Genomic DNA, 22,095 nt, shown 5'->3' on the forward strand with positions numbered 1-22,095 from the left:
TTGATACATGTCTGCCCGCTCAGCGGATGGACAGCGCGGGACGAAGCCTGATTGGACGGCCGCGCCCCGGCAGACGAGCCGTCAACACGCGCGGAAACAGGTCAATCCGTTCGTCGGAGGGCGCCTCCGTGGCGAGCAACCGAAAGAGATCGTCGGAAACGACGAGACTGCTGCCAAGTGTGCGGGTCATCCGCTCGATCCGATTGGCGACGTTCACCGTGTCTCCGAAGGCGCCGAGCTTGCCGCGTCCCGGCAGCCCGATGGCTCCGACGACCAGTGGACCGGCATGCATTCCGATACCGATGCGGGCCGCGGGCAGCGCAGCAGGGCGGTCGCGGTTCCAATTCTCCATGGCCTCGCGCATGGCGAAGCCACAAGAAATCGCGTCCTGCAGCATCGGCACCTCCGGACCCTGTGCGATCCACATCGCCACTGCGCCGTCACCGACATGGTCGTCGAGCGTCGCGCCATGGTCGGCGATCTGCGCGGCCATTTCCCGATGAAAGCCGGACAGGAGGGCAAAGACCTCGGCTGGATCGATCTCTTCGGACAGCGCGGTGAATCCCACGATATCGGCAAAGAGCACGATGCCGAAAGCCGGCTCCATCTGCGGCCAACCGCGGGTCAGGTTCGACCCGTCTGACGTCCACGGCATCGGGAAGGAGAGTCGATGACTCGAGTCGGGTTGTCCGTGCCTCATGTTCGGCCCCTGGTTATCGATCTGCCAGCGCCAATATGGGAGGCATCTGTCGCAGGGGTCTGTCCGCGAGCAGTGTTTTGAGTCACCGAGTGTCCCAGAACCGCTCGCCGACACATTCTGATAAACTTTTTTTGGGGCGCCTTCCTGCACGTTGCAGTAATTCACTGGTCGATTGGACGACGCCATGGAACCCGTACCGCACATTGCCCTGGTCGACGACCATCGTGACATTCGCGATCTCGTCGGCAAGTACCTGAGCCAGCACGGCTATCGCGTCAGCGTCGCCGAGAACGGCGCCGCGCTGCGCCGGCTCATGGAGCGCAGCGCCCCCGATCTCGTCGTGCTCGATATCATGATGCCGGGAGAGGACGGCCTTTCCGTCTGCCGCCATCTGCGCAGCACGACGAACCTGCCCATCATCTTCCTGACCGCCATGGCCGAGGAGACCGAGCGGATCATCGGCCTCGAAATCGGCGCCGACGACTATCTGACGAAGCCGTTCAATCCTCGTGAGCTCCTGGCGCGCATCAAGGCGGTGCTGCGGCGCGTGAACAGCCTCCCGCCGCAGCGCGACAAGCTGAAGGCCAGGATGATCCGCTTCGATCGCTGGCATCTCAATGTGGGACGGCGCGAACTGGTGAGCTCGGAAAATGTCGGAGTGCCCTTGAGCACGGCCGAGTTCCGTCTGCTCAAGGCCTTCCTCGACCACGCCGGGCTCGTGCTGACTCGCGACCAGCTCCTCGACCTCACCGCCGGCCGCGCGGCCGAGGCCTTCGACCGCAGCATCGACAATCAGGTCAGTCGGCTCCGCAAGAAGATCGAGCTCGATCCGAAGACGCCCATGCTGATCAAGACACACTGGGGCGGCGGCTACAGCTTCACCGCCGACGTGGAGGAGGCATGAGGCGTCTTTGGGCAAGGAGCCTTGCCGCGCAGATCATTTGCGCGATGCTGCTCGCCCTGGGACTTTCACAAGTCATCGGCTTCATGATCTCGTGGGACGAGCGCGGTCGGGCCCTCTACCTGGCCGCCAAGAACGAATTCCTCGTTCGAACGGCGTCGCTGGCCCAGCTCCTCGAGACGACGCCATCGACGCTCGACAACGACATCCTCAATGCCAGCAACACGGCGTATACCCGGTTCTGGATTTCTCCCGATGAACCGGTCGACAGCACTGCCTGGCGCCACGAGGCCTGGACCGTGCTCGCCCAGCCGCTGCCCACGTTGTCGCAGTCGATGGATGGCCGGCGTCGACTGGAGCGGCAGGCACCGCAGGCCTCTCAACCTTCGGGCAGCATCGTCGCCGCCGCTGCAGCGATGGCGCACCTGACCTGGGTGACGCTTCCGGCGCACGCATGGCCGCTCTCGCGACCCGCGAAATTTCTCTATCTCGACGACTCCAAAGGTCTGGGCATCGCGGTCCGCCTCGAGTCGGGCGCCTGGCTCAATGCGGCCTATTCCAAGACGATTCCGAACTCCCCATGGACATCGCAGACCACAATCTCGTTCGGCATAGCGGCGGCCATCCTGTCGCTGATCGCCATCTTCGTCGCACGGAGCATCGCAAGGCCGATGCGCCGCCTCGCTGTCGCGGCGGAGGCTCTCGGCCGCGGCGAAGCCGTCAAGCCGCTGCCCGAGTCGGGACCGGACGACATCCGGCAGACAGCCGAGGCCTTCAATCGCATGCAGGAGCGCCTGGAGCGCTTTGTCCAGGATCGAACACGCATGCTGGCGGCAATCAGCCACGACCTCCGAACGCCGCTCACCTCCCTGAGATTGCGCGCCGAGTTCGTCACCGATCCCGATGTCCAGGAGAAGATGCTGAAGACCATCGGCGAGATCCAGACGATGACGGAGGCCGCCCTCGCCTTCGTGCGTGAGGAGGCCACGGCTGAAGCCACCCGCGCCGTCGAACTGTCCGCCCTGGTGGGAAGCCTGTGCGACGACCTGGCGGAACTTGGCCACAACGTCTCGTTCATTGAAGGAGCCGCGATCAACTACCGCTGCAGGCCGGATGCGCTGCGGCGCGCCATCCGCAACCTGGTCGAGAATGCCGTCCGCTATGGCGAATGTGCACGCGTACGCGTGCGACGAACCGCCGAGAGCATCGATATCGTCGTCGAGGACAACGGGCCGGGCATCCCGGATGCGGCCATGGAGCAGGTCTTCGCGCCGTTCTATCGCCTGGAAGATTCGCGCAATCGCGAGACTGGCGGCGTCGGGCTCGGCCTGTCCATCGCCCGGGCCATCGCCCGTCACCACGGAGGCGACGTCGTCCTCTGCAATCGCCCGAAGGGACTGCAAGCCACGATCAGCTTGCCGCTGCTCGACTAGACCAGGCCGTGCTTGCGGACCGCGCGCTCGGATGCGCAATTGAAAGCGCTCCGATGAGTGCGCGCTTCGCGCACGGTCCGGAAGAACGCGTCCCTGCTAGAGCTTGGGCGGCGGGTAATACGGCTTGTCGCCCAATGCCAGCACGCGCTTCCAGAATCCCGGGCCCGAGGCCTTGCCGACCTCGTCGAGGTCGGCGGCCTGGCGCCACATGCTCCAGGAATCGGGATGCAGGTTGCTGGCGATGTCCATCTGGCGATCGCCTTCGGCCTTGAGGCCGTGGGTATGCAGCCAGACGCCGAGCCGGAAGCGCGTCCTTGCCTCGGCGATCTCGTCCGTGACGCGCGGCACGCCGGAGCGCGCGTCCCTGGCCGGCAAGGCGTGCTTGCCGGTCAGCACCCAGTCCCGCACGGCATCGAGATAGGCTTGGCGGGCGGCAAGCCGCGCCGCCTGGTCTTCCGGCGCCATCGTCCGGGTCTCGAGGTTCATGCGGCGGAAGTGATCGGTCGAGCCCGCCGTCTCCGGTGGCCGCACGATGCGGCCCTGCTCGTCGATCCAGATCGCCTGCGGCACGTTCACGAGATTGTAGAGATCGCTCAGGCGATGCTCGACGTCGATCAGTTGCCAGTAGGACGAACTGGCCTGCTCGATCCACGGCCGCGCATGGTCGGCGCCGCGGCTTTCCTCCGCCACGGCCACCACCATGAAGCCCTTGTCCTTCAGCTCATCGTAGAGGGTCTGCCACACGGGCAAGTCGAAGCGGCAGCCTCACCAACTGGCCCAGGTGGCGAGGAACACCTTCCTGCCGCGCAACTGCGACAGCGTGCGCGGCGTGCCATCGACATCGGGCAAGGTGAAGTCCGGCGCCTCGAGGCCTTCGAGCGCCGCGTTACGTTCCTCGGCCGGCGCGCCGAGCGCCCACACCTCGCCGGCGTCGCTGGCGATCACCGGACCGCCCAGCGTCTTCCAGAAGGCTTCGAGGTCGACCTCGCCACCCAGCACCGCCTGGGCAGGCAGCGGCACGCAGAGATCGCCTCGGCACATGCCCTCGGGTTTCAGCGTCCAGCCGGTGACCCGCTCGGCATCGTTGGCGCTCATCCACAAACCGTCGCGCGTGGCAACGGTATGCTCGTCGGTCGGCGTCAGGATCGTCGTCATGCCGGCAGCCAAGCACACTTCGCCAACCGGTGAAAGGCCAGCCCCGAAGCCTCACGCGGACTTGACCCGGCCACGCGTACTTGTCCACGTCCGTGCTACCATGGTGCTGTCGTTTCACTGGCATGGGGGGAATTCGAGATGTCGATCTTCCAGACCACAGCGGTCGTTTGCCCACAATGCGACACCAGGGTGTTCGCCAGCCTCGTCGATACGATCAACGTCGATCGGTTTCCGGAGCTCAGGGAGCGCGTGCTCGCGCGCGACCTGCACCGGGTGCACTGCCCGCGCTGCAACACGGCGTGGACCGTCCAGAAGAAGCTTCTGTACATGCACCGCGGCAAGAACACCTTCATTCTCGTCGCCACGCCGCGCAGCCGACCGGATTACGCGCGCGGCCCCGAGGTCCTGGAAGGCCTGCTGGCCCAGGTGCCCCAGCCCTATGGCAGCGACGGCGACCGCCTGACGCGCACCGTGTTCGGCCTCGAGGAGCTGCGCGAGAAACTGGTCGCCCAGGACGCCGGCTTCGACGATCGCATCGTCGAGGTGCTGAAGGCCTATGCCCTGGAGGATCATCCGGTGCTGATGCAACGCTCCAGGCTGCGCGTCGTCCTGGAGTCCGTCGACGGCACGACCGTGCGCTTCACCGCGTTCTACGATCACGACCCGGAGCGCTACGAGATCCGGATCGATCGCACGATCGTCGATCGCGTCATCGGCAGCAGCACGGAGATCCAGGCCACCTTCGCAGCCGTCCACCAGGAGAGCAGCATCTTCGCCGCGCCGCCGGCGGCCTGGATCAATTTCGGGCGCTGGTCGCCGCCCAACGACGCCTCGGCGCTCTTGCGGACCTTCGCCGGGCGCGCGCGCCAGGGCGGCCCGGTCGATTCGGGCTCCGCCGACTTCCGGCGCATGCTGCGCGACCTGCCGCGCGGCAGCCACCTGTCGGGCGTCGCCAAGCGCGACTTGCGCGATCTCAGGGACTTCTTTCGCCAGCTGCAGCCGCCGGACGAGGCCCTGCTCGACAGGCTGTTCGAGATCCGCTTCGACAAGGGCCTCGAGGACGAGTGGGCGGTGAACCTCGCGACCGACGACATTCCCCGGATCTGGGACGTGCTGGAGGCCTTGCCGCCGCTGAACGTCGAGGGCAACACCAAGCTGCTGCGGCTCAACGTGAACCAGTTCCAGGGCGGCGGCCTGTACCAGTGGTCCGGCGAGATCGAGCTCGGCGACGCCTACATCGAGAGCGCGCCGGCGCTGTTCGACAGCACGGTGCGCCACGAGATCGGCCACGCCGTCATGGCCCAGCTCGACGCCGCCCGGAACGGCATGGCAACCCGATGGGTCGCCGAGCGATTCGGCTGGCGCTACTTCGACCCGAAGGACAGCGCCCAGCTCGAACAATGGATCCAGATGATGGTGCCCGACTGGTCCAACGTTCCGGGCGAGACACGGCGCCAGATTCGCGATGCCGTGCGGGCGTCGCTGGGGCCGGGACGCAGCTGGGGCCCGCCGCCGCCCTATCAGTTGCCGCCGGGCCACCTCTGGAACAGCCCCGATTTCGGGCCGCGGCTGGCGTGCGAGAAATCAACCAGCAACTGGTTCGATTCGAATCGCGACTGGCAGCGCAGCGCCGATGGCAGCAAGGCCTTCTTCGCCAACTACTGGTACGCTTGGCCCATGGTCGTCGACACGGCAGCGCTCGACATGGTGAACGGCTTCTTGCCGTCGACCTACGCTGCGATGTCCTACTTCGAGTTCTTCTCCGAGCTGTATGCGCTTTATTTCAGCCCGGACGACGAACGCCGCCATTCGATCCCCGACGACGTCGTCGCCTGGTTCAACGCCAATGTCGGAACGCCCGTCCAGAACGGCGGCGCACCGGTGTTCGCCGCTGTCCTCATCGGCGATCTTCCGACGACTGGCCTGGCCTGAAAGCGCGACAGGGCCGCGGCGCGCTCATCTCCTCCCCAAGTGAAGCTTGGGGAGGTGTCGCGTCTTATGCGACCCGCGGGGCGTCCCGCCGCTCATGAGCAGAGCGGGCGGGACGCCCGCGGTCCGCATGATTCATGACCCCTCCACCCCGTATGACGGGGCACCTCCCCAAGCTTCGCTTGGGGAGGAGAATGACCCTACTTCGGCACCGAGATCGTGGTTTCCTTCGACGTAATGAACTCGAGCAGCACCGGTACGCCCTTCTGGGTCTGCTCGATGCCGCGCTTGATCGCCGGGATGATGTCTTCCGGCTTGGTGACCCGCTCGCCGTAGCCACCGAAGGCACGCGCCATGGCGGCGTAGTCGCCCGAGATGTCGGTCGAGCGGTACTTCTCGGTCGAGACCTTCATGATGTGCAGCTCGATCGCCATCGAGAAATTGTTGAGCAGCACCGACATGATCGGGATGCGCTCGCGCACCGCCGTCTCGAAATCCATGCCGGTGAAGCCGATCGCGGCATCGCCCCACACGTTGATGCAGAGCTTGTCGGGACAGGCGAGCTTGGCGCCCATGGCGAGGCCGAGCCCGTAGCCCAGCTGCGTGGTCTTGCCCCAGCCGATATAGCTGTGCGGCGCGGTGTTCCGCCAGAACGGCGAGAGCTGGTCGCGCGGGCTGCCGGCATCGTGGGTGATGATAGTGTTGGCCAAGTCGACCGTGTGCTGCAGATCCCACAGCACGCGGTAGGGATTGAGCGGCGCTTCGTTATTGGTGAGCTTGGGCATCCACTCCTTCAGCCAGTCGTCGGCCACCGCCTTGATCTCGGCAGCGACCGGACCGGCGTCGCGCTTCGTGGCCCCCGCCGCCTTGCAGGCCGCGATCAGCCCGGCCAGCGTCAATTTGGCGTCGCCCACCAGGCCGTACTTCACCGGCACGTCCTTGTTGATGTGGGCCGGATCGAGCGTGGCATGGATGATGGTCTTGCCCTTCGGCATCGAAATGCCAAAGTTGGTCTCGGTGAACGAGCAGCCGATGCCCAGGATCACGTCCGACTGGTCGAGAAACTGGCGCACCGCCTTCGGGTAGGCGCGGCCGCCCGAGCCCAGCGCCAGCGGATGGGTCTCGTCGAAGCAGCTCTTGCCTTCCAGGCTGGTGCAGACCGGGATGGCCAGGAGCTCGGCCAGCTCCTTCAGCTCGGCATAGGCCTCGGCCCAGTGCACGCCCTGGCCGGCATAGATCACCGGGCGCCTGGCGGCCATCAGCACCTTGGCCGCTTCGGCCACCTGGCCGGCGTCGGGTCCGTACTTGGTGACGACCACCGGCTCGTAGTCCAGCGGCTCGGGCGCATCCTCGGCGTAGGCGTCGGCCGGCAGCTCGACGATCACCGGCGAACCGCGGCCGTTGCGCAGCAGGTTGAACGCCCGGCGCATGATGTTGGCCACTTCCTTGCCGCTGGTGATCGGCTCGGAATGTTTGGCGACGTGCGCCATGGCGAGGGTCGAGTTGAAGTTCGGCGAGACGTGGGCGATGCGGCGCGGATAGCCCTGCGGGATTACCAGCAGCGGCACCGATTCGCCGTAGGCCTGGGCGACGCCGCCATAGGCATTCTCCGAGCCGGGGCCGCTCTGCATGCAGAACACGCCCATCTTGCGGCCCTTGGAGAGCCGCGACATGGCGTCGGCCATGTGCAGGCCGATACGCTCCTGGCGGACGATGATGGGGCGGATGTCGACCGCGGCGCAGGCCTCGATCAGGTGATTGACCGGATAGGCGAAGAGATACTCGACGCCTTCCTTCTTCAGAATATCGGCGATCGCCGGGCCGGTTTTCATGAAATATTCCTCCCACTCATGTTCGTTCGAACCGCGGGCGTCTCGCCCGCTCATGGATTCGAGCGGGCGAGACGCCCGCGGTCCAGCATGAGCGGGCGGGACGCCCGCGGTCCGGAGACTACTTGTTCAACTCCTTCATAGCACTATCCAGCCCGCCCAGCGTCAGGGGGAACATGCGGTTGCTCGAGAGCTGCTGCAGCAGCTGGATCGAGGGCGTGTAGCTCCAGTGCCGCTCGGGCACCGGGTTGAGCCACACCATGCTGCGATAGGTGTCGGCCATGCGCTGGATCCAGACCTGGCCCGCCTCCTCGTTCCAGTGCTCGACCGAGCCGCCGGGATAGGCGATCTCGTAGGGGCTCATCGAGGCGTCGCCGACGAAGATGATCTTGTAGTCGGGCGGGAAGGTGTGCAGCAGCTGCTGGGTCGGGTAGGTGTCGACGTGGCGCCGCCGGTTGTCCTTCCACAGTTTCTCGTACAGGCAATTGTGGAAGTAGAAGAATTCCAGGTGCTTGAACTCGGTGCGCGCCGCCGAGAACAGCTCCTCGCACACCCGGATGTGTGCATCCATCGAGCCGCCGATGTCGAACAGCAGCAGCAGCTTCACCTTGTTGCGCCGCTCCGGGATCATCTTGATGTCGAGGTAGCCCGCGTTGCGCGCCGTCGAGCGGATCGTGTCGGGCATGTCGAGTTCGACCTCGGCGCCTTCGCGCGCGAACTTGCGCAGCCGGCGCAGCGCGATCTTGATGTTGCGCGTGCCGATCTCGACGGTGTCGTCGAGGTTCTTGTACTCGCGCTTGTCCCACACCTTGACGGCGCGGCCCTCGCGGTTCTTGTCCTGGCCGATGCGCACGCCTTCGGGATTGAAGCCGTAGGCGCCGAACGGCGAGGTGCCGGCGGTGCCGATCCACTTGCTGCCGCCCTGGTGGCGCTTCTGCTGCTCCTCGAGGCGCTTCTTCAGCGTCTCCATCAGCTTCTCCCAGCCGCCCATCGCCTCGATCTGCGCTTTTTCCTCGTCGGTCAGCAGCTTCTCGGCGAGCTTGCGCAGCCACTCCTCGGGAATCTCGGCGGTCGTGCCCTCGGCCGGCAGCGCCTCCAGCCCCTTGAAGACATGGCCGAACACGCGGTCGAACTTGTCGAGGTTGCGCTCGTCCTTCACCAGCACCGAACGCGACAGATAATAGAAGTCGTCGACCTTGTAGTCCGAGACGCCCTTCTCCATGGCCTCCATCAGCGCGAGGTACTCCTTGATGGAGACCGGCACCTTGGCCTGCCGCAGCTCGAGGAAGAAGTTGGTGAACATCGGACTCTCCTCATGCGGACTGCGGGCGTCCCGCCCGCCTCATGATCAAGAGCGGGCGGGACGCCCGCGGTCCAATGACTACTGCCTCTGCTCGCGGCGCGCCATGAAGGCAAGGCGCTCGAACAGGTGGACGTCCTGCTCGTTCTTGAGCAGCGCGCCGTGCAGCGGCGGGATGAGCTGCTTGGAATCCTTGGAGCGCAGCGCCTCGGGCGGCATGTCCTCGACCATCAGGAGCTTCAGCCAGTCGAGCAGCTCGGAGGTCGACGGCTTCTTCTTGAGGCCGGGCACCTCCCGGATGTCGTAGAAGATGTTCAGCGCCTCGCGCAGCAGGTTGCGCTGCAGGTCGGGGAAGTGGACGTCGACGATCTGGGTCATCGTCTCGCGGTCGGGGAAGCGGATGTAGTGGAAGAAGCAGCGGCGCAGGAAGGCGTCGGGCAGCTCCTTCTCGTTGTTGGAGGTGATCATCACCACCGGCCGCTGCGAGGCCTTCACGACCTCCTGGGTCTCGTAGACGTAGAATTCCATGCGGTCGAGCTCGAGCAGCAGGTCGTTGGGGAACTCGATGTCGGCCTTGTCGATCTCGTCGATCAGCAGCACCGGCCGCTTGTCCGAGGTGAAGGCGTCCCACAGCTTGCCGCGCTTGATGTAGTTGGCGATGTCCTTGACGCGCTCGTCGCCGAGCTGCGAGTCGCGCAGGCGGGAGACCGCGTCGTACTCGTAGAGGCCCTGCATCGCCTTGGTGGTCGACTTGATGTGCCATTCGATCAGCGGCGCGCCGATCGCCCGGGCGACCTCGTGGGCCAGTACGGTCTTGCCGGTACCGGGCTCGCCCTTGATCAGCAGCGGCCGCTGAAGCGCGATGGCCGCATTCACCGCCACGCGCAGATCGTCGCTGGCAACATACGAGTCGGTACCGGTAAATTTCATGATGCAAAATCCAAGTTCACGGGATTGAAAATCACCCTAGTGTCGCGTCCTCGTGGCAGCAAGACCACCTTCCAGCTCCGCTACCGCACCACGAAGTAGACGATGGCGGCAGCGGCGGCGAGCAGCGACAGCGCCAGCCGGCCGGAGGCGAAGCCGACACTTGGCGCCGGCTGGCCCGGCGGCACGACGTGGACGTACGGCTTGTGCCCGGTCAGCATGGCGCCGATCAGGTTCTGCCGCTTCCACACGAGATAGACGAGCGAGGCCAGCACGTGCAGGCCGATCAGCCACCACAGCACGGTGACCCAGAACTTGTGGAAATGGGTCAGCCGGTCGACCCATTTGTCGGCGATCAGGGTGGCGAGCGGGCCGTTTACCGTGCCGAGGTCGGTGTCGGCCGTGAACAGGCCGGCCACCGCCTGGGCAAGCACCGCGAAGATCAGCACGACGACCATGGCGCCGCCCGCCGGGTTGTGGCCGGCATCGTAGGTCGGCCGTCCGGTCACGAGGTTCCGCAGATAGGCAAGGCTCGCGACAGGCCCCTTCACGAAGCTCGAGAAGCGCGCCGTCGTGCTGCCGACGAAACCCCAGGCGATGCGAAACAGGAGCAAGGTGAGGATCGCGTAACCGGACCAGAAGTGCAGCTTGATCCAGTCGCCGCCAGCCCGCCCGCTGAGATAGGACACGACGATCAGGAGCACGAGCGTCCAGTGGAACAGGCGAACCGGAAGATCCCAGACCTTGATCCTGGCGTTGCTGGTGTTGCTCTCGGCCATGTCTGCTTTGCTCCCCACGGGACTCCGACCACACGCAGTCGTGATGGCGCGTCCTTGCCTGCCCTGTTCGCTTTGACACCAACCTCTGCAACAAATGTCGCCCCGGTCGGGACGCAGCTTGCCTGCCGGTCGTAACGAATACAAAGGGGATGGCTATCATGAAAAGGATCGTTGTCGTTGCCGCAATCAGCGCGCTTGCCGCAGGAGCTATGGTAGGCGGAGCGACGATCGCCTTCGCGCAAGCCGACATCATCAAGCAGCGGCAGGACAACCGCAAAGCGGCGGGTGCTGCGATGCGCGCCATCAAGGGCATCATCGACGCCAAGGGCGACACCAAGGGCGCCGTCCAGCAGGCAGCCAAGCTCAAGGAGCTCGAGCTCGCCTTCGTGAAGATGTTCCCGGCGGGCTCCGACAAGGGCGAGACCAAGGCCCTGCCCGCGGTCTGGACGGACATGGCGGGCTTCCAGGCGGCCGACAAGGCCGCCGTTGAAGCCATTGACAAGCTCACGGTCGCCGCCGGGTCGGGCGACATGGCCGCCCTGACGGCCGCCTTCGGTGCCACCGGCAAGGCGTGCGGCGCCTGCCACGACAAGTTCCGCGTCAAGGCGAACTGAACGTCTGACAGCACGAAAAAAGGTCCCTCGCTGCGCGAGGGACCTTTGATTCGGGGGGCTGATTCTTCCGGGGGGATCTGGTTCCAGGGATCGCCGCGGGTCCGAAGGACCCCGATCTCTCAGGACACCGTCATGGGACGATGCTCGACAAAGGCGCGCTGGACAATGGCACCGGCCGTGAAGCGCCAGGTGCGCGACGCCCGCACGGCCGACAGGCGAAGCTGAGCTCTGAGGTTCATCCAGCTGTCGAGCCCGAAGGCGGCATCGAGGGAGTCGAGCACCAGCTTGCGCGAATCGGGATCGAGCGCCCTAAGCTCCGAAGCAAAGCAGGTCGCCAAACGCTCGCGCAGGACCTTGCGGAAGTGAACGACTCCGACTCCGACCGGTGGCGCGATGCCGCGGACACGCTCGGCAAAACGCCACAACGGCAGCCATTCCTCGAACAGCCGGGCGCGATCCGACACCAGCAACTCGACCCGATTGGCAAGCGGCGTCGCACTGTCGACCGCCCGCACCAGATCGAGCACCCGCTTGACCGCCAGATCGAAGGCCGCGGCGTAGAGATCAGCAAGGCTCGGGAAATGATGGGTCAGGGTCACCCTGGGGACCCCCGCGATCGTGGCGACCGCCGCCGCGGTCGGCTCGACGTCCCCGGCCTGAATCAAATCCAGCGTCGTCTGGATCAGGGTCCGCCTGACACCCTCGTCGCGGGCGATGCGGCTGTCCCGCAAGCCGGCGAGCGGGACGGGAAATCCAATGATTTTCATGTCGACGCCACGAGATTAGCTATTGCCCTAGCAAGCTCACTGTACCATGGGATGGTGACTCCATAACTTGCAAAAATGCATATCTAGAGATTACGAAAGTCCGATTTTTAAGGGGTATGACCACTTGAGATAGGCATTTATGGTAGTTCTCGGAAGGATTTCTTCGAGGCGGCACCTGACGCCGAGGAGCGGAAGCAGAGCCGACGGGCAAATTTTATGAATGTGCCGAAACACCCGATGAACGTGCGGAAAGATCCGCGATGGGACGGCGCGACCGACGCCGAAATACGAAAGGCCGGCCGCTTGGGGAACGACCGGCCTTCCTTAGGAGCCCGCCTGGGTGTGGGGTTATCGAAGCCTTGGGGTGTGTGGGAAGGGGGCTTCGATGAGCGGCTTGGGAGGCCGCCGGCGGGCTATCTGAGAAACTCTTGCGACGAAGGCTGGTTGCCGAACTCGCCGCGAAATCTCTTCACAGAACCTTTCTCTCGTGGGCAGCAAGTCTCTGAACAAATCAACCCTAACAAATGCACTCACCCTCCGGCACCTGCAATATTGCATATCTGCTTTTGCCGACGCCCCTGATTCGCTGGAAATTGCTGCTTATTCCTTTGATCAGGTAGACAGAAATCAGCATGCAGGCAGCACTCTATCCCGGCGTTTCCGAGTGATTTTATCCTTTATTGACAATACCTTAGGGAACAAGACTTCATCTTGGAAGAAGCTATGTGACTGCAGATTTTATACGAAATATTGCTAAAAGACGCAATGATTTGCAAATAAATTGCGCCAGTCCTTTGCATTTTCCCGCTTGGCGAATTGAAACCACGCTTGCCTGTCTGATTCAGGCCGCATTCCGTGGTAGATGGACGGGGTTGCCATCACGTCCCGCGCCATCCGACCATCGTTTTCGGGAGATCCGATTCGTGCGACTCGTCCAATCCAGCCGAGCGTTGCAAGCGCTCCTCGCTCTGTCCGCGGCCGTGGTCCTGTTCGCCAGCCCGGCCATTGCCGGCTTCGAGGAAGGCATCAAGGCCCTGCAGGCGGGCGACGTTGCCACCGCGGAGAAGGAGCTTCAGCTCCTGGTCAAGGAACGCGATCCGCGTGCCCAGTTCATCGCCGGGCTGTACATCTACGGCAACCCCGACACCAAGTTCTACGACGTCAGCAAGGCGACACCGATGCTGCTCGACGCCGCCGAGCGCGGGTACGTGCCGGCCATGCTGCCGCTGGCCGGTGCCTATGCCGAGGGCAAGGGCGTGCCCCGCAGCCCGGCCGAGGCCTACAAATGGCTCGTGCTCGCCGAGCGCTGGAACGCACCGGTCGCGCCGCAGTCCTTCGAGCAGCTGGCGCGTGACATGAAGCCGGGAGAGATCGAGAAAGCAAAGGCGGACGCGGCCGCCTATACGTTCAAGACCAAGTGACCATGATGGTTCGGGCAGCGCTGTTTGCAGCACTGCTCGCCGCCTCGGGCGCCGCGCAGGCGCAGGACAATTCCGATGTTGCCCCGCAATTGCGCAGCGCCGTCGCGGCCTATCGCAACGGCGACCTCGCGACGGCGGAGGCCGCCCTGCGCCCGATGGTGTCGGGCAGTGCCGACGCCGAGGCGTGGCTAGGCGCCGTGCTGCTCGAGCGCGGCGCCGATCGCGAGGCTCTGCGTTTCATCCAGCGCGCCGCGGACGCCGGCTCGCCCGAAGGCATCCATCGGCTGGCGCTGATCCATGCCCAGGGCCTCGCCGGCACGACGCGCAATGACGGTCGCGCCTACGAGCTTTTCCTCAGGGCCGCGTCCGCCGGACATGCGCGCGCCCAGCTCAATCTCGGCATCCTCTTCCTGCGCGGACAGGGGGTGGCGCGCGACCTCGTCCAGGCGCGCGCCTGGCTCGAGAAGGCGGCGGCGGGCGGCGACCCGCTGGCGCTCTATGCGCTGGGCCGCGCCATGGACGAAGGCAGCGACCAGGTCCCCGCCGATCCGGTGCGCGCCGCCGACCTGTTCCGCCGCGCCGCCGAGAAGGGCCATATGCTGGCGGCGCTGCGCTACGGGCTGGCGCTCAGCGAAGGCACCGGCCTCAAGCGCGATCCCGTGACGGCGCAACGCTGGCTCATCCTCGCCCAGGACAACGGCGTGCCCGAGGCGGCACTGGCGCTGGGCGACATGGCGGCCCGCACGCCGGCATCGCGCGACAAGGCGGTCAACGAGAAGATCGTGCAATCGGCGTTGAGCTGGTACCAGGTCGCCGCCCATGGTGGCGTGCCCTCGGCCCAGTTCAAGCTCGCCAATGCCTACTTCGCCGGCGTCGGCGTGGCGCGCGATCCGGCCCAGGCGCAGATGTGGTACACCCGCGCCGCCCAGCAGGGACTGCCGCAGGCTCAGCACGCGCTCGGCCTCATGCTGATCGGCGGCGTCGCCGGCCAGAGCGATCCGTTCGAGGGCTACAAGTGGCTCGTGCTCGCCGAGCGCGGCGGCCATCCCGATTCGCGCCCGGCGCGCGAGAAGGCGGGCGAGCAGATCGGCGAGCGCGAACGCAAGCGCGCCGAGATGCTGGCACAGAGCTTCAAGCCCATCCTCGAGCGGCCGATCGACGCCGCGCCGCCTCGCCTCGTGCCACCGCGCGCAGTGCCAGGCCGCTAGCCGGGCGTCGCGGCCAGGCCATGACGACGATCGAGCGGCAGACGCGCCCGGAGGTGACGCTGGCGGTGTGCCGGGGTGCCAGCCGCCTGATGCGGCAGACCGGCCATTCGGTCCTCCTCGAGGTGCCACTGCCCGATGGGCGACGGGCAGACGTCTTCGCCATCGGCCACTTGGGCGAGCTGGTGATCGTCGAGGTGAAATCCTCGATCGAGGATTGGCGGGTCGACGCCAAGTGGCCCGACTATCTCGCCTGGTGCGATCAACTGTTCGTCGCCGTGCCGATCGATTTCCCGCAGGCGCTGATTCCCGTCGAAGTCGGCCTGATCGTGGCCGATGCCTATGGCGGCGAGATGCTGCGCCGGCCGCCGCGCCGGCCGGTGGCCGCGGCGCGGCGCAAGGCCCTGCTGGTCGATTGCGCCCGCCTCGCCTCCGAGCGGCTGGCCCGCCTGGCCGATCCGGAGTTCGTCGAGATCGGGTGAGCCATCGCCGCTTCCAGACCGCTTGCGTCGGACCGCGGGCATCTCGCCCGCTCATTCATCTCATGAGCGGATATCACCCTACACAGTCATCTCATGAGCGGGCGGGACGCCCGCGGTCCAGTATGAGCGCGCCTACATCCGCAGCAGTGAACCCGGCGCGCGCGGCCCCGTCGATGCAGGCCGCGCCGTCCAGCCGGCGCTCGCCTCGGCCATGCGCAGGCGCGCATAGGCCATGATCTCGCTGGGCGGGCCCGTGCGTTCGATGCGGCCGGCCATGACCAGGGCGACGCGATCGGCGATCGCGAGCGGCGCCAAACGATGGGTGATCATGATTACGGTGCGACCGCGCGCATTGGCCTTGAGCTGGCGCAGCAGCCGTTCCTCGGTGGCGGGATCGAGCGCGCTCGTCGCCTCGTCGAGGACGAGGATGCGCGGATCACGCACCAGGGCGCGGGCGATGCAGAGCAGCTGGCGCTGGCCCATCGACAGGCCGCGGCCGTGCTCGCCCAGCACCGTATGATAGCCCTGCGGCAGGCGCTGGATGAAATCGTGCGCGCCGACGAACCGGGCGGCCGCGACGATGCGGCCGGGATCCTTGTCGGCCAGGCCGAGCGCGATGTTCTCGCTGATGGTCCCGGCAAACAGCTGGACGTCCTGCGGCACGCAACCGATCGCGGCGCGCAGTCGCGCCGGCGGCATGTGCGCGATGTCGTCGCCGTCGATCGTCACGCGACCGCTGGTCGGCGCGATCAGGCCCTGCAGCAGATTGGCGATCGTCGTCTTGCCCGAGCCGGAGGGGCCGACCAGACCGATGATCTCGCCGGCGGCCACGACCAAGTCGACACCGTACAGGATCGGCGGCGCCGCGTCGTCGAGGCGATAGGCGACGCGGTCGAGCGCGATCTCGCCCGACAGCACGGAGGGCGGCCCGAATCCGGCATTCGCCGGCTCGGGCTCCTCGCACATCAAGGCGTCGATGCGGGCAAAGGCGGCGGCCACCGACTGCAGCTGATGCCATGCCGCGGCGAGTTGGCGCATCGGTTGCAGCGCCCGCATCGCCAGCATGTTCGCTCCGACCAGAGCGCCCAGCGACAGGCGATGATCGAGAACGGCGTCGGCGCCGATGGCGAGGATGGCAAGCGATGCCACCAGCTGCACCGTTCCCGATGCGCCCGCCACCACACCGGCGACGGTGCCGGCACGCTCGCTCGTCTGGGCCGACTGCTCGACCCGCGCCTGCCAGCGCCGCTCGATCTCGGGCTCGAGGCCCAGGGCCTTGATGGTCACGACGTTGGTGATGGCCTCGGACAAGGTCGAGCTCTTGGCGGACTGCGCCCTGAAGCTCTCGTCGGCCAGGCGGCGCTGGCTGCGCTGTGTGGCGACCGAGACGGCGAGCATCAGCGTGACAGCGATAGTCGCGACGAGGCCGAGCCTCGCGTCGAGGACGAAGGTTGCGACCAGGAACAGGAGCGCGAAGACGACGTCGATGACGAGCGCAGGAAGCTGTCCGGTCAGGAAACCGCGCACGACGTCGAGCTGGCGCAGCCGCTCGGCCACAACACCGGCGGGTGTGCGCTCGAAATGGCGATACGGCAGCTGCATCACGTGATGCAGGACCTCGCCGTTCAGGCTGATGTCGAGACGGCCGCCGGCGCGCGCCGTCCAGCGGCTGCGCAGCACGCGCAGCCCGAAATCGAGCGCATAGGTCGCCAGCAGGCCGAGGCAGAGCATCGTCACCGTGCGGGCAACCTCGGCAGGCGGGTCCGCATCGGCCAGCCGATTGAGCACCAGTATCATCACCAGCGGTGTCGCCAGCCCGAGCAGGTTGATCGCCAGCGACGCGGTGGCCAGTCTCAGGATGGCCGGGCGCGTCCGGCGCCACAGCGGCCTGTGCCAGGCGGCGGGCGCCTCGGCCTGCGGCCTTTCCCGCAGCGCCAGCACGCGGCGACCGAGCGCCACCACCTGCCGCCGCGACAGGCGTCGGGCATGGCCCTCGACGACGTCGAGCGCCACCCAGCTGTCACCCCGTCCGGCGACGATGACATGAGTCATGCAATCGTCCGCCACGATGGCGAACGGGATCGCGATTTCGTCCAGGGCGTCCACTGCGATATCAGCCGCATGGACAGCGAGCCCCAATCGCTCGCCGACGGTCAGGAAGGTCTGTTCGTCGACGCCGCCGGGCGGCACGGTTGCCAGCCGGCGCACCTCGGGCTCGCCGAGCGGACGCCCGGCCTGCTGGGCAAGGAAGAGCAAGGCGCGCAACAGGGCGTCAACCGGCCGGCCCTCACGCCGCTCTCCAACCTCGCCGGCCCGATCTCCGGACCGCCATCTGCCGTCCTCGAGACGGGCCATTCGCCGTCAGCTCCGCGAGCGTTCCAGAAATCCGAAGTCTAAATAAAAATCACTAAAAATCAATCGCTTAGGGGAAAAACCTGATTTTCCGACGGCACTGCATGCAGTTGCTCGACCTCACTCGATCTCCGGGCCGGCGTTGGCCGATCTCGATGCGCGGCTGCCGGACGAGATTCTCGGCTACGACGAGCATGGCCTGCCCACCTGATGGTTATCGGCACATCACCTCTGGTTGCTGTGCTGTTGGGAGAGCCGGAGGCTCCCCGCCTGGCCCAAGCTATCGAGGCGGGCTCGCCGCGGCTCCTTTCGGCCGCGAGCCTGCTTGAGGCGTCGATCGTCATCGCGGGCCGCAAGGGCGAGGCCGACGGCCGCGAGCTCGACCTCCTGCTCTATCGTGCGGCGATCGAGGTCGTCGCCGTCGATCACGATCAGGCGGAGATTGCGCGTGTCGCCTGGCGGCGCTTCGGCAAGGGCCGCCATGCTGCCGCACTGAACTACGGCGACTGCTTCGCCTACGCGCTCGCCAAGTGCCGTAGCCTGCCGCTGCTGTATTGCGGCAACGATTTCGCGAATACCGACATTCCAAGTGCCGAGCTGGCTTAGTGGCCGCTATCGGGCACCGAAAGCGCGCTTGAGCTCGGGCACCAGGTCCGTCCGTTCCCACGAGAAGCCGCCGTCTTTTTCCGGCTTGCGGCCGAAATGGCCGTAGGCGGCGGTGCGCCTGTAGATGGGTTTGTTGAGCTGCAGCGTGCGACGGATGTTGGTCGGGCGCAGCGGGAAGATGTCGGACAGCACCCTCTCCAGCTTGCGCTCGTCGACCTTGCCGGTGCCCTGGGTGTCGACATAGAGCGACATCGGGTCGGCGACACCGATGGCGTAGGCGACCTGGATCAGGCAGCGATCGGCGAGGCCTGCCGCCACGATGTTCTTGGCCAAGTAGCGCGCAGCATAGGCTGCCGAGCGGTCGACCTTGGTCGGATCCTTACCGGAGAAGGCACCGCCGCCATGCGGTGCGAAGCCGCCGTAGGTGTCGACGATGATCTTTCGACCGGTGAGACCGCAGTCGCCGTCCGGCCCGCCGACCACGAAATTGCCGGTCGGATTGACGAAGAAGTCCGACGCCTTCCGGGGCATCCAGCCCTTGGGCAGCGACTTTGCCACGTGCGCCGCGATCATCTCCTTGACCAGCCCCGAGTTGTACTTCCTGCCCTTGGCGTTGGCTTCGCGATGCTGGGTCGAGACGACCACCTTGGTGGCGCCGACCGCCTTGCCGTCGACATAGCGCACGGTGACCTGGCTCTTGGCGTCGGGCTGCAGGTCGGGCAGCTCGCCCGAGCGACGCGCCTTGCTCAGGACCTCGAGGATCTTGTGCGAGAAGTAGATCGGCGCCGGCATGAAGGAGCCCTTCTCGTACTCCTCGCTGTCGCGGCAGGCGAAGCCGAACATCAGGCCCTGATCGCCTGCGCCCTCCTGCTCGCCCAGGTTGCCGCCCTTCCGCTTGGCGTCGACACCCATGGCGATATCGGGCGACTGGCCGTGCAGCAGCACCTCGACGTCGGCGCCGTGGAAGCTGAAACCGTCCTGGTCGTAGCCGATGTCGCGCACCACCTCACGGGCGATTTCGCTGATCGCCTCGCGATTGACCACGGTGTGCTTGCCGTACTTGCGCATGTACGGCTCGGAGGCGCGGCCCTCGCCGGCGACGACGATCTTGTTGGTGGTAGCGAGCGTCTCGCAGCCCAGCCGCGTGTTCGCGTGACTGTCGTCGGCGTGGCCGAGCTTCACGTCATTGCCGATGAAGGCATCGAGAATGGCATCGGAGATCTGGTCGCAGACCTTGTCCGGATGGCCTTCGGAGACCGACTCACTCGTAAACAGAAAATCCTTGAGCGCCAAGGCAGCCCTCCCACAGTTCGCACTGGACTCCGGGCAGGGCGGCGGGGCCGCCAACGTCCGGCTTAGCCTTTATTGTCGCGGTGGCAAGTCGTCCAAATCCGTCCGCGGCGGCGTCGCCCATCGAGGCCGCGCCGCAAAAAACTCCAGTTGCCTGGGGAAATCAAGAGTTTCTCTGCCGCTATCCCCGTATCATTCGTGTGGCCCCGGGGCGGCGGCGGCCGTCGTTGCTGGTCAGCGGCCCTTCTTGCCGCCCAGCGCCTCGGCATGGCTCGCCGCGCCAACCGACTTCACCATCTCGAAGATGCGCTTGCGCACACGGCCTTCGCGAATCTTGTAGTAGGCGCGCACCAGCTCGAGCGTCTCGCGCTTGATCAGGGGATCCTTCTCCTGCTCAAACGGAGTGCCGACCTCGCCGAACCCGCCCTTGCGGCCGCGACCCGACATCGGGCGTCCGGACAACACGTTCGACGGCATCTCATCGAAGAAATACGATACCGGCACGTCGAGCACCTTGGAGAACTCGAACAGGCGGCTCGAGCCGATCCGGTTGGAGCCTCGCTCGTATTTCTGGATTTGCTGAAAGGTCAGTCCGACCGCCGTTCCGAGCTTTTCCTGGCTCATTCCAAGGAGGGTGCGACGTTGACGCATGCGCGCCCCGACATGGACGTCAACCGGATGTGATCTTGCCATTTCTCCTACCTTTTCGCCGCCACCCTGCGGAGCTTCGTCGCAGTTGTAAAAGCATCCTAAAATACAACTCGGACGCTAACTCTGCCGGCTCTTTGTCTATGCAATTATGCATATCTGCACGCCAAAGCTGCATATTAGATAAGCCCGGATTGCAACTAACGCAAGCCAAACGTGAGTTCGGCCACTTACAACGTGATTTTTATCACAGAGTTCCCTGGAACCGTGTCATTTTCGCCGAAAAGGCAACAGGCAGGCGAGGAGCAAGCCAAAGGCCAAAGTCGTCAAGTCGCCCCACCGACCATAGGGTGTAATATCCCTTGCTTTCGGCAACCGGTGGTCGAGCATGCCGACCTGCTCCATTCCGAGCGAGGCCACAACCTGACCGTAGGCATCGATCACCGCTGAAATGCCGGTATTCGCCGCCCGCATCATCGGCAGCCCTTCCTCGATGCTACGCAGGCGTGCACTCGTCAGATGCTGGAAAGGCCCGCTCGACACCCCGAACCAGGCGTCGTTGGTGATGTTCAGCAGCCAGCGTGGCCGGGCGCCCGGACCGGTCACGGCCCCCGGGAAAATGACCTCGTAGCAGATTACGGGCGAGAACGGCGGCAGTCCTTCGAGCGCGAGAGTCACTCGAGAAACACCCTCCTCGAACGACCCGCGGCCGATCAGGCCCGATACCGGCGCCAGTTGACGATGAAACGGGATGTACTCGCCGAGCGGCACCAGGTGGACCTTGTCGTAGGTGGCGACGATGGCGCCCGCGCGATCGACCGCGAGCAGGGAGTTCCACACGCCATCCTCAGGCCGATTCTTGCTGAACGCGGCGCCGGTCAGCAGGAAGCCGTCGGGCGGCACGGCGCGCGCCATGATTGCCAGGGCCCGTCCGCCCGGCTCGATCACGAGGGGCGGCGCGGTTTCTGGCCAGATCACAGCGGCAAGAGTGTCGAAGCCCGGCTGCCGGCTGAGCTCAACGAGCTTTGCCAAGTGCTGCCCCGCCAACTGGGGCCGAAATTTCTCGGCCTGCGGCGTATTGGGCTGCACGATGCGCAGCATCGGTCCGTCGGCGGGCAGCGGCACCATGACGAGCTGGCCGGCGACTCCGCCGAGCCCGAGGGCGACCAGAGCAGCGATCGACGCACGCCATCCGAGCATCGGCGCAGCCAGAATGAGGAAGCTGAGCAGGCCTAGACCATGGACACCGACCAGCGCGGCGCCCTGCAGCAGCGGCGTGGCAAAGGCCCAGACATGGGCCAGCGGGTTCCATGGAAAGCCGGTGAAGACGTGGCCGCGCATCCACTCTGCCGCCGTCCAGGCGAGCGCCAGCACCAGCACGCGCCGGTATCTCCCGTCGAGTCGCGGCCAGCGCCCGACCAGCCACTTGGCGACGCCGGCCGCCAGGCCGGGGAAGAAACCGAGCACCACGGCGAGGCCGGTCACGATCGGTATGCCGAGCGGCGCGTAATCGGCCGGCGGCACGAAAAACGCCTCGACGATCCAGTACGAGCCCACGGCGAAATGGCCGGTGCCCCAGGCCCAGCCGCGCATCAGCGCGCTGCGCGGCCCCGGTGCCGTCTGCCACAGCCAGACGAAGGCCACCACACCGACGACGGCGAGCGGCAGCCAATAGAGCGGTGGCATCGCGAGGCCGGCGAGCGCGCCGGCCAATGCGCCCGCGCCGAGCGCGCGCCATCCCATGAGCGTCATGCTGT

20 protein-coding genes are annotated in these 22,095 nt (G+C 66.0%); 9 read left to right on the forward strand and 11 right to left on the reverse strand.

Annotation, left to right across the window (positions count from 1 at the left end):
• Nucleotides 1–19: 19 nt before the first annotated feature.
• Nucleotides 20–607: an adenylate/guanylate cyclase domain-containing protein gene (locus AB7O82_RS02425; RefSeq protein WP_428539200.1), complete on the reverse strand. Its 588-nt coding sequence runs from the start codon at nucleotides 605–607 to the stop codon at nucleotides 20–22.
• Nucleotides 608–884: 277 nt separating this feature from the next.
• Here AB7O82_RS02425 and AB7O82_RS02430 point away from each other — a divergent pair, with 277 nt between their 5' ends.
• Together AB7O82_RS02430 and AB7O82_RS02435 are read left to right on the forward strand one after the other, a co-directional pair.
• Nucleotides 885–1,604, forward strand: a complete 720-nt coding sequence (locus AB7O82_RS02430) for a response regulator (RefSeq protein ID WP_428539198.1) — start codon at nucleotides 885–887, stop codon at nucleotides 1,602–1,604.
• Nucleotides 1,601–3,034 carry an ATP-binding protein gene (locus AB7O82_RS02435; RefSeq protein ID WP_428539196.1) on the forward strand — a complete coding sequence of 478 codons (1,434 nt, stop codon included), beginning with the start codon at nucleotides 1,601–1,603 and terminating at the stop codon, nucleotides 3,032–3,034. Before AB7O82_RS02430 ends, AB7O82_RS02435 begins: the two co-directional genes overlap by 4 nt.
• 96 nt (nucleotides 3,035–3,130) lie before the next feature.
• On the opposite strand, the gene AB7O82_RS02440 is transcribed toward AB7O82_RS02435, so the two are convergent.
• Nucleotides 3,131–4,189 carry a redoxin domain-containing protein gene (locus tag AB7O82_RS02440; RefSeq protein ID WP_428539194.1) on the reverse strand — a complete coding sequence of 353 codons (1,059 nt, stop codon included), beginning with the start codon at nucleotides 4,187–4,189 and terminating at the stop codon, nucleotides 3,131–3,133.
• Nucleotides 4,190–4,327: 138 nt separating this feature from the next.
• On the opposite strand from AB7O82_RS02440, the gene AB7O82_RS02445 reads away from it, so the two are divergent.
• Complete coding sequence (locus tag AB7O82_RS02445) at nucleotides 4,328–6,121, forward strand: CpXC domain-containing protein (RefSeq protein ID WP_428618565.1); 1,794 nt, start codon at nucleotides 4,328–4,330, stop codon at nucleotides 6,119–6,121.
• A gap of 197 nt (nucleotides 6,122–6,318) precedes the next feature.
• Here AB7O82_RS02445 and AB7O82_RS02450 read toward each other — a convergent pair whose 3' ends face one another.
• The 4 genes from AB7O82_RS02450 to AB7O82_RS02465 form a co-directional block, all read right to left on the reverse strand.
• A complete protein-coding gene (locus AB7O82_RS02450; RefSeq protein WP_428618567.1) occupies nucleotides 6,319–8,004 on the reverse strand; it encodes a thiamine pyrophosphate-requiring protein in 1,686 nt (561 codons plus the stop codon).
• A gap of 64 nt (nucleotides 8,005–8,068) precedes the next feature.
• Nucleotides 8,069–9,250 carry a vWA domain-containing protein gene (locus AB7O82_RS02455; RefSeq protein ID WP_428618569.1) on the reverse strand — a complete coding sequence of 394 codons (1,182 nt, stop codon included), beginning with the start codon at nucleotides 9,248–9,250 and terminating at the stop codon, nucleotides 8,069–8,071.
• Between the two features lie 78 nt (nucleotides 9,251–9,328).
• A complete protein-coding gene (locus AB7O82_RS02460) occupies nucleotides 9,329–10,177 on the reverse strand; it encodes an AAA family ATPase (RefSeq protein WP_428539186.1) in 849 nt (282 codons plus the stop codon).
• Between the two features lie 80 nt (nucleotides 10,178–10,257).
• Nucleotides 10,258–10,953, reverse strand: a complete 696-nt coding sequence (locus tag AB7O82_RS02465; protein WP_428618571.1) for a cytochrome b/b6 domain-containing protein — start codon at nucleotides 10,951–10,953, stop codon at nucleotides 10,258–10,260.
• A gap of 158 nt (nucleotides 10,954–11,111) precedes the next feature.
• On the opposite strand from AB7O82_RS02465, the gene AB7O82_RS02470 reads away from it, so the two are divergent.
• On the forward strand, nucleotides 11,112–11,567 hold the full coding sequence (locus AB7O82_RS02470; RefSeq protein ID WP_428539182.1) for a c-type cytochrome: 456 nt from the start codon (nucleotides 11,112–11,114) through the stop codon (nucleotides 11,565–11,567).
• Between the two features lie 119 nt (nucleotides 11,568–11,686).
• Here the strand turns inward: AB7O82_RS02470 and AB7O82_RS02475 are convergent, their stop codons facing one another.
• Nucleotides 11,687–12,334, reverse strand: coding sequence for a TetR/AcrR family transcriptional regulator (locus AB7O82_RS02475; protein ID WP_428539180.1), 648 nt, complete (start codon nucleotides 12,332–12,334; stop codon nucleotides 11,687–11,689).
• 923 nt (nucleotides 12,335–13,257) lie between these two features.
• Here AB7O82_RS02475 and AB7O82_RS02480 point away from each other — a divergent pair.
• The 3 genes from AB7O82_RS02480 to AB7O82_RS02490 are packed head-to-tail and all read left to right on the forward strand — an operon-like array spanning nucleotide 13,258 to nucleotide 15,442.
• Nucleotides 13,258–13,755 carry a hypothetical protein gene (locus tag AB7O82_RS02480; RefSeq protein ID WP_428539178.1) on the forward strand — a complete coding sequence of 166 codons (498 nt, stop codon included), beginning with the start codon at nucleotides 13,258–13,260 and terminating at the stop codon, nucleotides 13,753–13,755.
• A gap of 2 nt (nucleotides 13,756–13,757) precedes the next feature.
• Nucleotides 13,758–14,963 carry a tetratricopeptide repeat protein gene (locus AB7O82_RS02485; protein WP_428618574.1) on the forward strand — a complete coding sequence of 402 codons (1,206 nt, stop codon included), beginning with the start codon at nucleotides 13,758–13,760 and terminating at the stop codon, nucleotides 14,961–14,963.
• Nucleotides 14,964–14,983: 20 nt separating this feature from the next.
• Nucleotides 14,984–15,442, forward strand: coding sequence for an MmcB family DNA repair protein (locus AB7O82_RS02490; protein WP_428539176.1), 459 nt, complete (start codon nucleotides 14,984–14,986; stop codon nucleotides 15,440–15,442).
• A 132-nt stretch (nucleotides 15,443–15,574) separates the two neighbouring features.
• Here AB7O82_RS02490 and AB7O82_RS02495 read toward each other — a convergent pair whose 3' ends face one another.
• Nucleotides 15,575–17,455 carry a peptidase domain-containing ABC transporter gene (locus tag AB7O82_RS02495; protein WP_428618577.1) on the reverse strand — a complete coding sequence of 627 codons (1,881 nt, stop codon included), beginning with the start codon at nucleotides 17,453–17,455 and terminating at the stop codon, nucleotides 15,575–15,577.
• Here AB7O82_RS02495 and AB7O82_RS02500 point away from each other — a divergent pair.
• The gene (locus AB7O82_RS02500) at nucleotides 17,429–17,839 is read left to right on the forward strand and encodes a hypothetical protein (protein WP_428618579.1); all 411 of its coding nucleotides are present in this window, start codon (nucleotides 17,429–17,431) and stop codon (nucleotides 17,837–17,839) included. The two genes, AB7O82_RS02495 and AB7O82_RS02500, sit on opposite strands and share 27 nt — an antisense overlap.
• Before the next feature lie 165 nt (nucleotides 17,840–18,004).
• On the forward strand, nucleotides 18,005–18,400 hold the full coding sequence (locus AB7O82_RS02505; RefSeq protein WP_428539170.1) for a type II toxin-antitoxin system VapC family toxin: 396 nt from the start codon (nucleotides 18,005–18,007) through the stop codon (nucleotides 18,398–18,400).
• A gap of 6 nt (nucleotides 18,401–18,406) precedes the next feature.
• Here AB7O82_RS02505 and metK read toward each other — a convergent pair whose 3' ends face one another.
• The 3 genes from metK to lnt all read right to left on the reverse strand — a co-directional run bounded on the left by metK (nucleotide 18,407) and on the right by lnt (nucleotide 22,081).
• On the reverse strand, nucleotides 18,407–19,693 hold the full coding sequence (gene metK, locus AB7O82_RS02510; protein ID WP_428618581.1) for a methionine adenosyltransferase: 1,287 nt from the start codon (nucleotides 19,691–19,693) through the stop codon (nucleotides 18,407–18,409).
• Nucleotides 19,694–19,924: 231 nt separating this feature from the next.
• Nucleotides 19,925–20,341: a helix-turn-helix domain-containing protein gene (locus AB7O82_RS02515; protein WP_428539166.1), complete on the reverse strand. Its 417-nt coding sequence runs from the start codon at nucleotides 20,339–20,341 to the stop codon at nucleotides 19,925–19,927.
• A gap of 267 nt (nucleotides 20,342–20,608) precedes the next feature.
• Complete coding sequence (gene lnt, locus AB7O82_RS02520; RefSeq protein ID WP_428618583.1) at nucleotides 20,609–22,081, reverse strand: apolipoprotein N-acyltransferase; 1,473 nt, start codon at nucleotides 22,079–22,081, stop codon at nucleotides 20,609–20,611.
• Nucleotides 22,082–22,095 lie beyond the last annotated feature (14 nt).

It is taken from the genome of Reyranella sp., from assembly GCF_050185545.1.
Lineage (GTDB): Bacteria > Pseudomonadota > Alphaproteobacteria > Reyranellales > Reyranellaceae > Reyranella.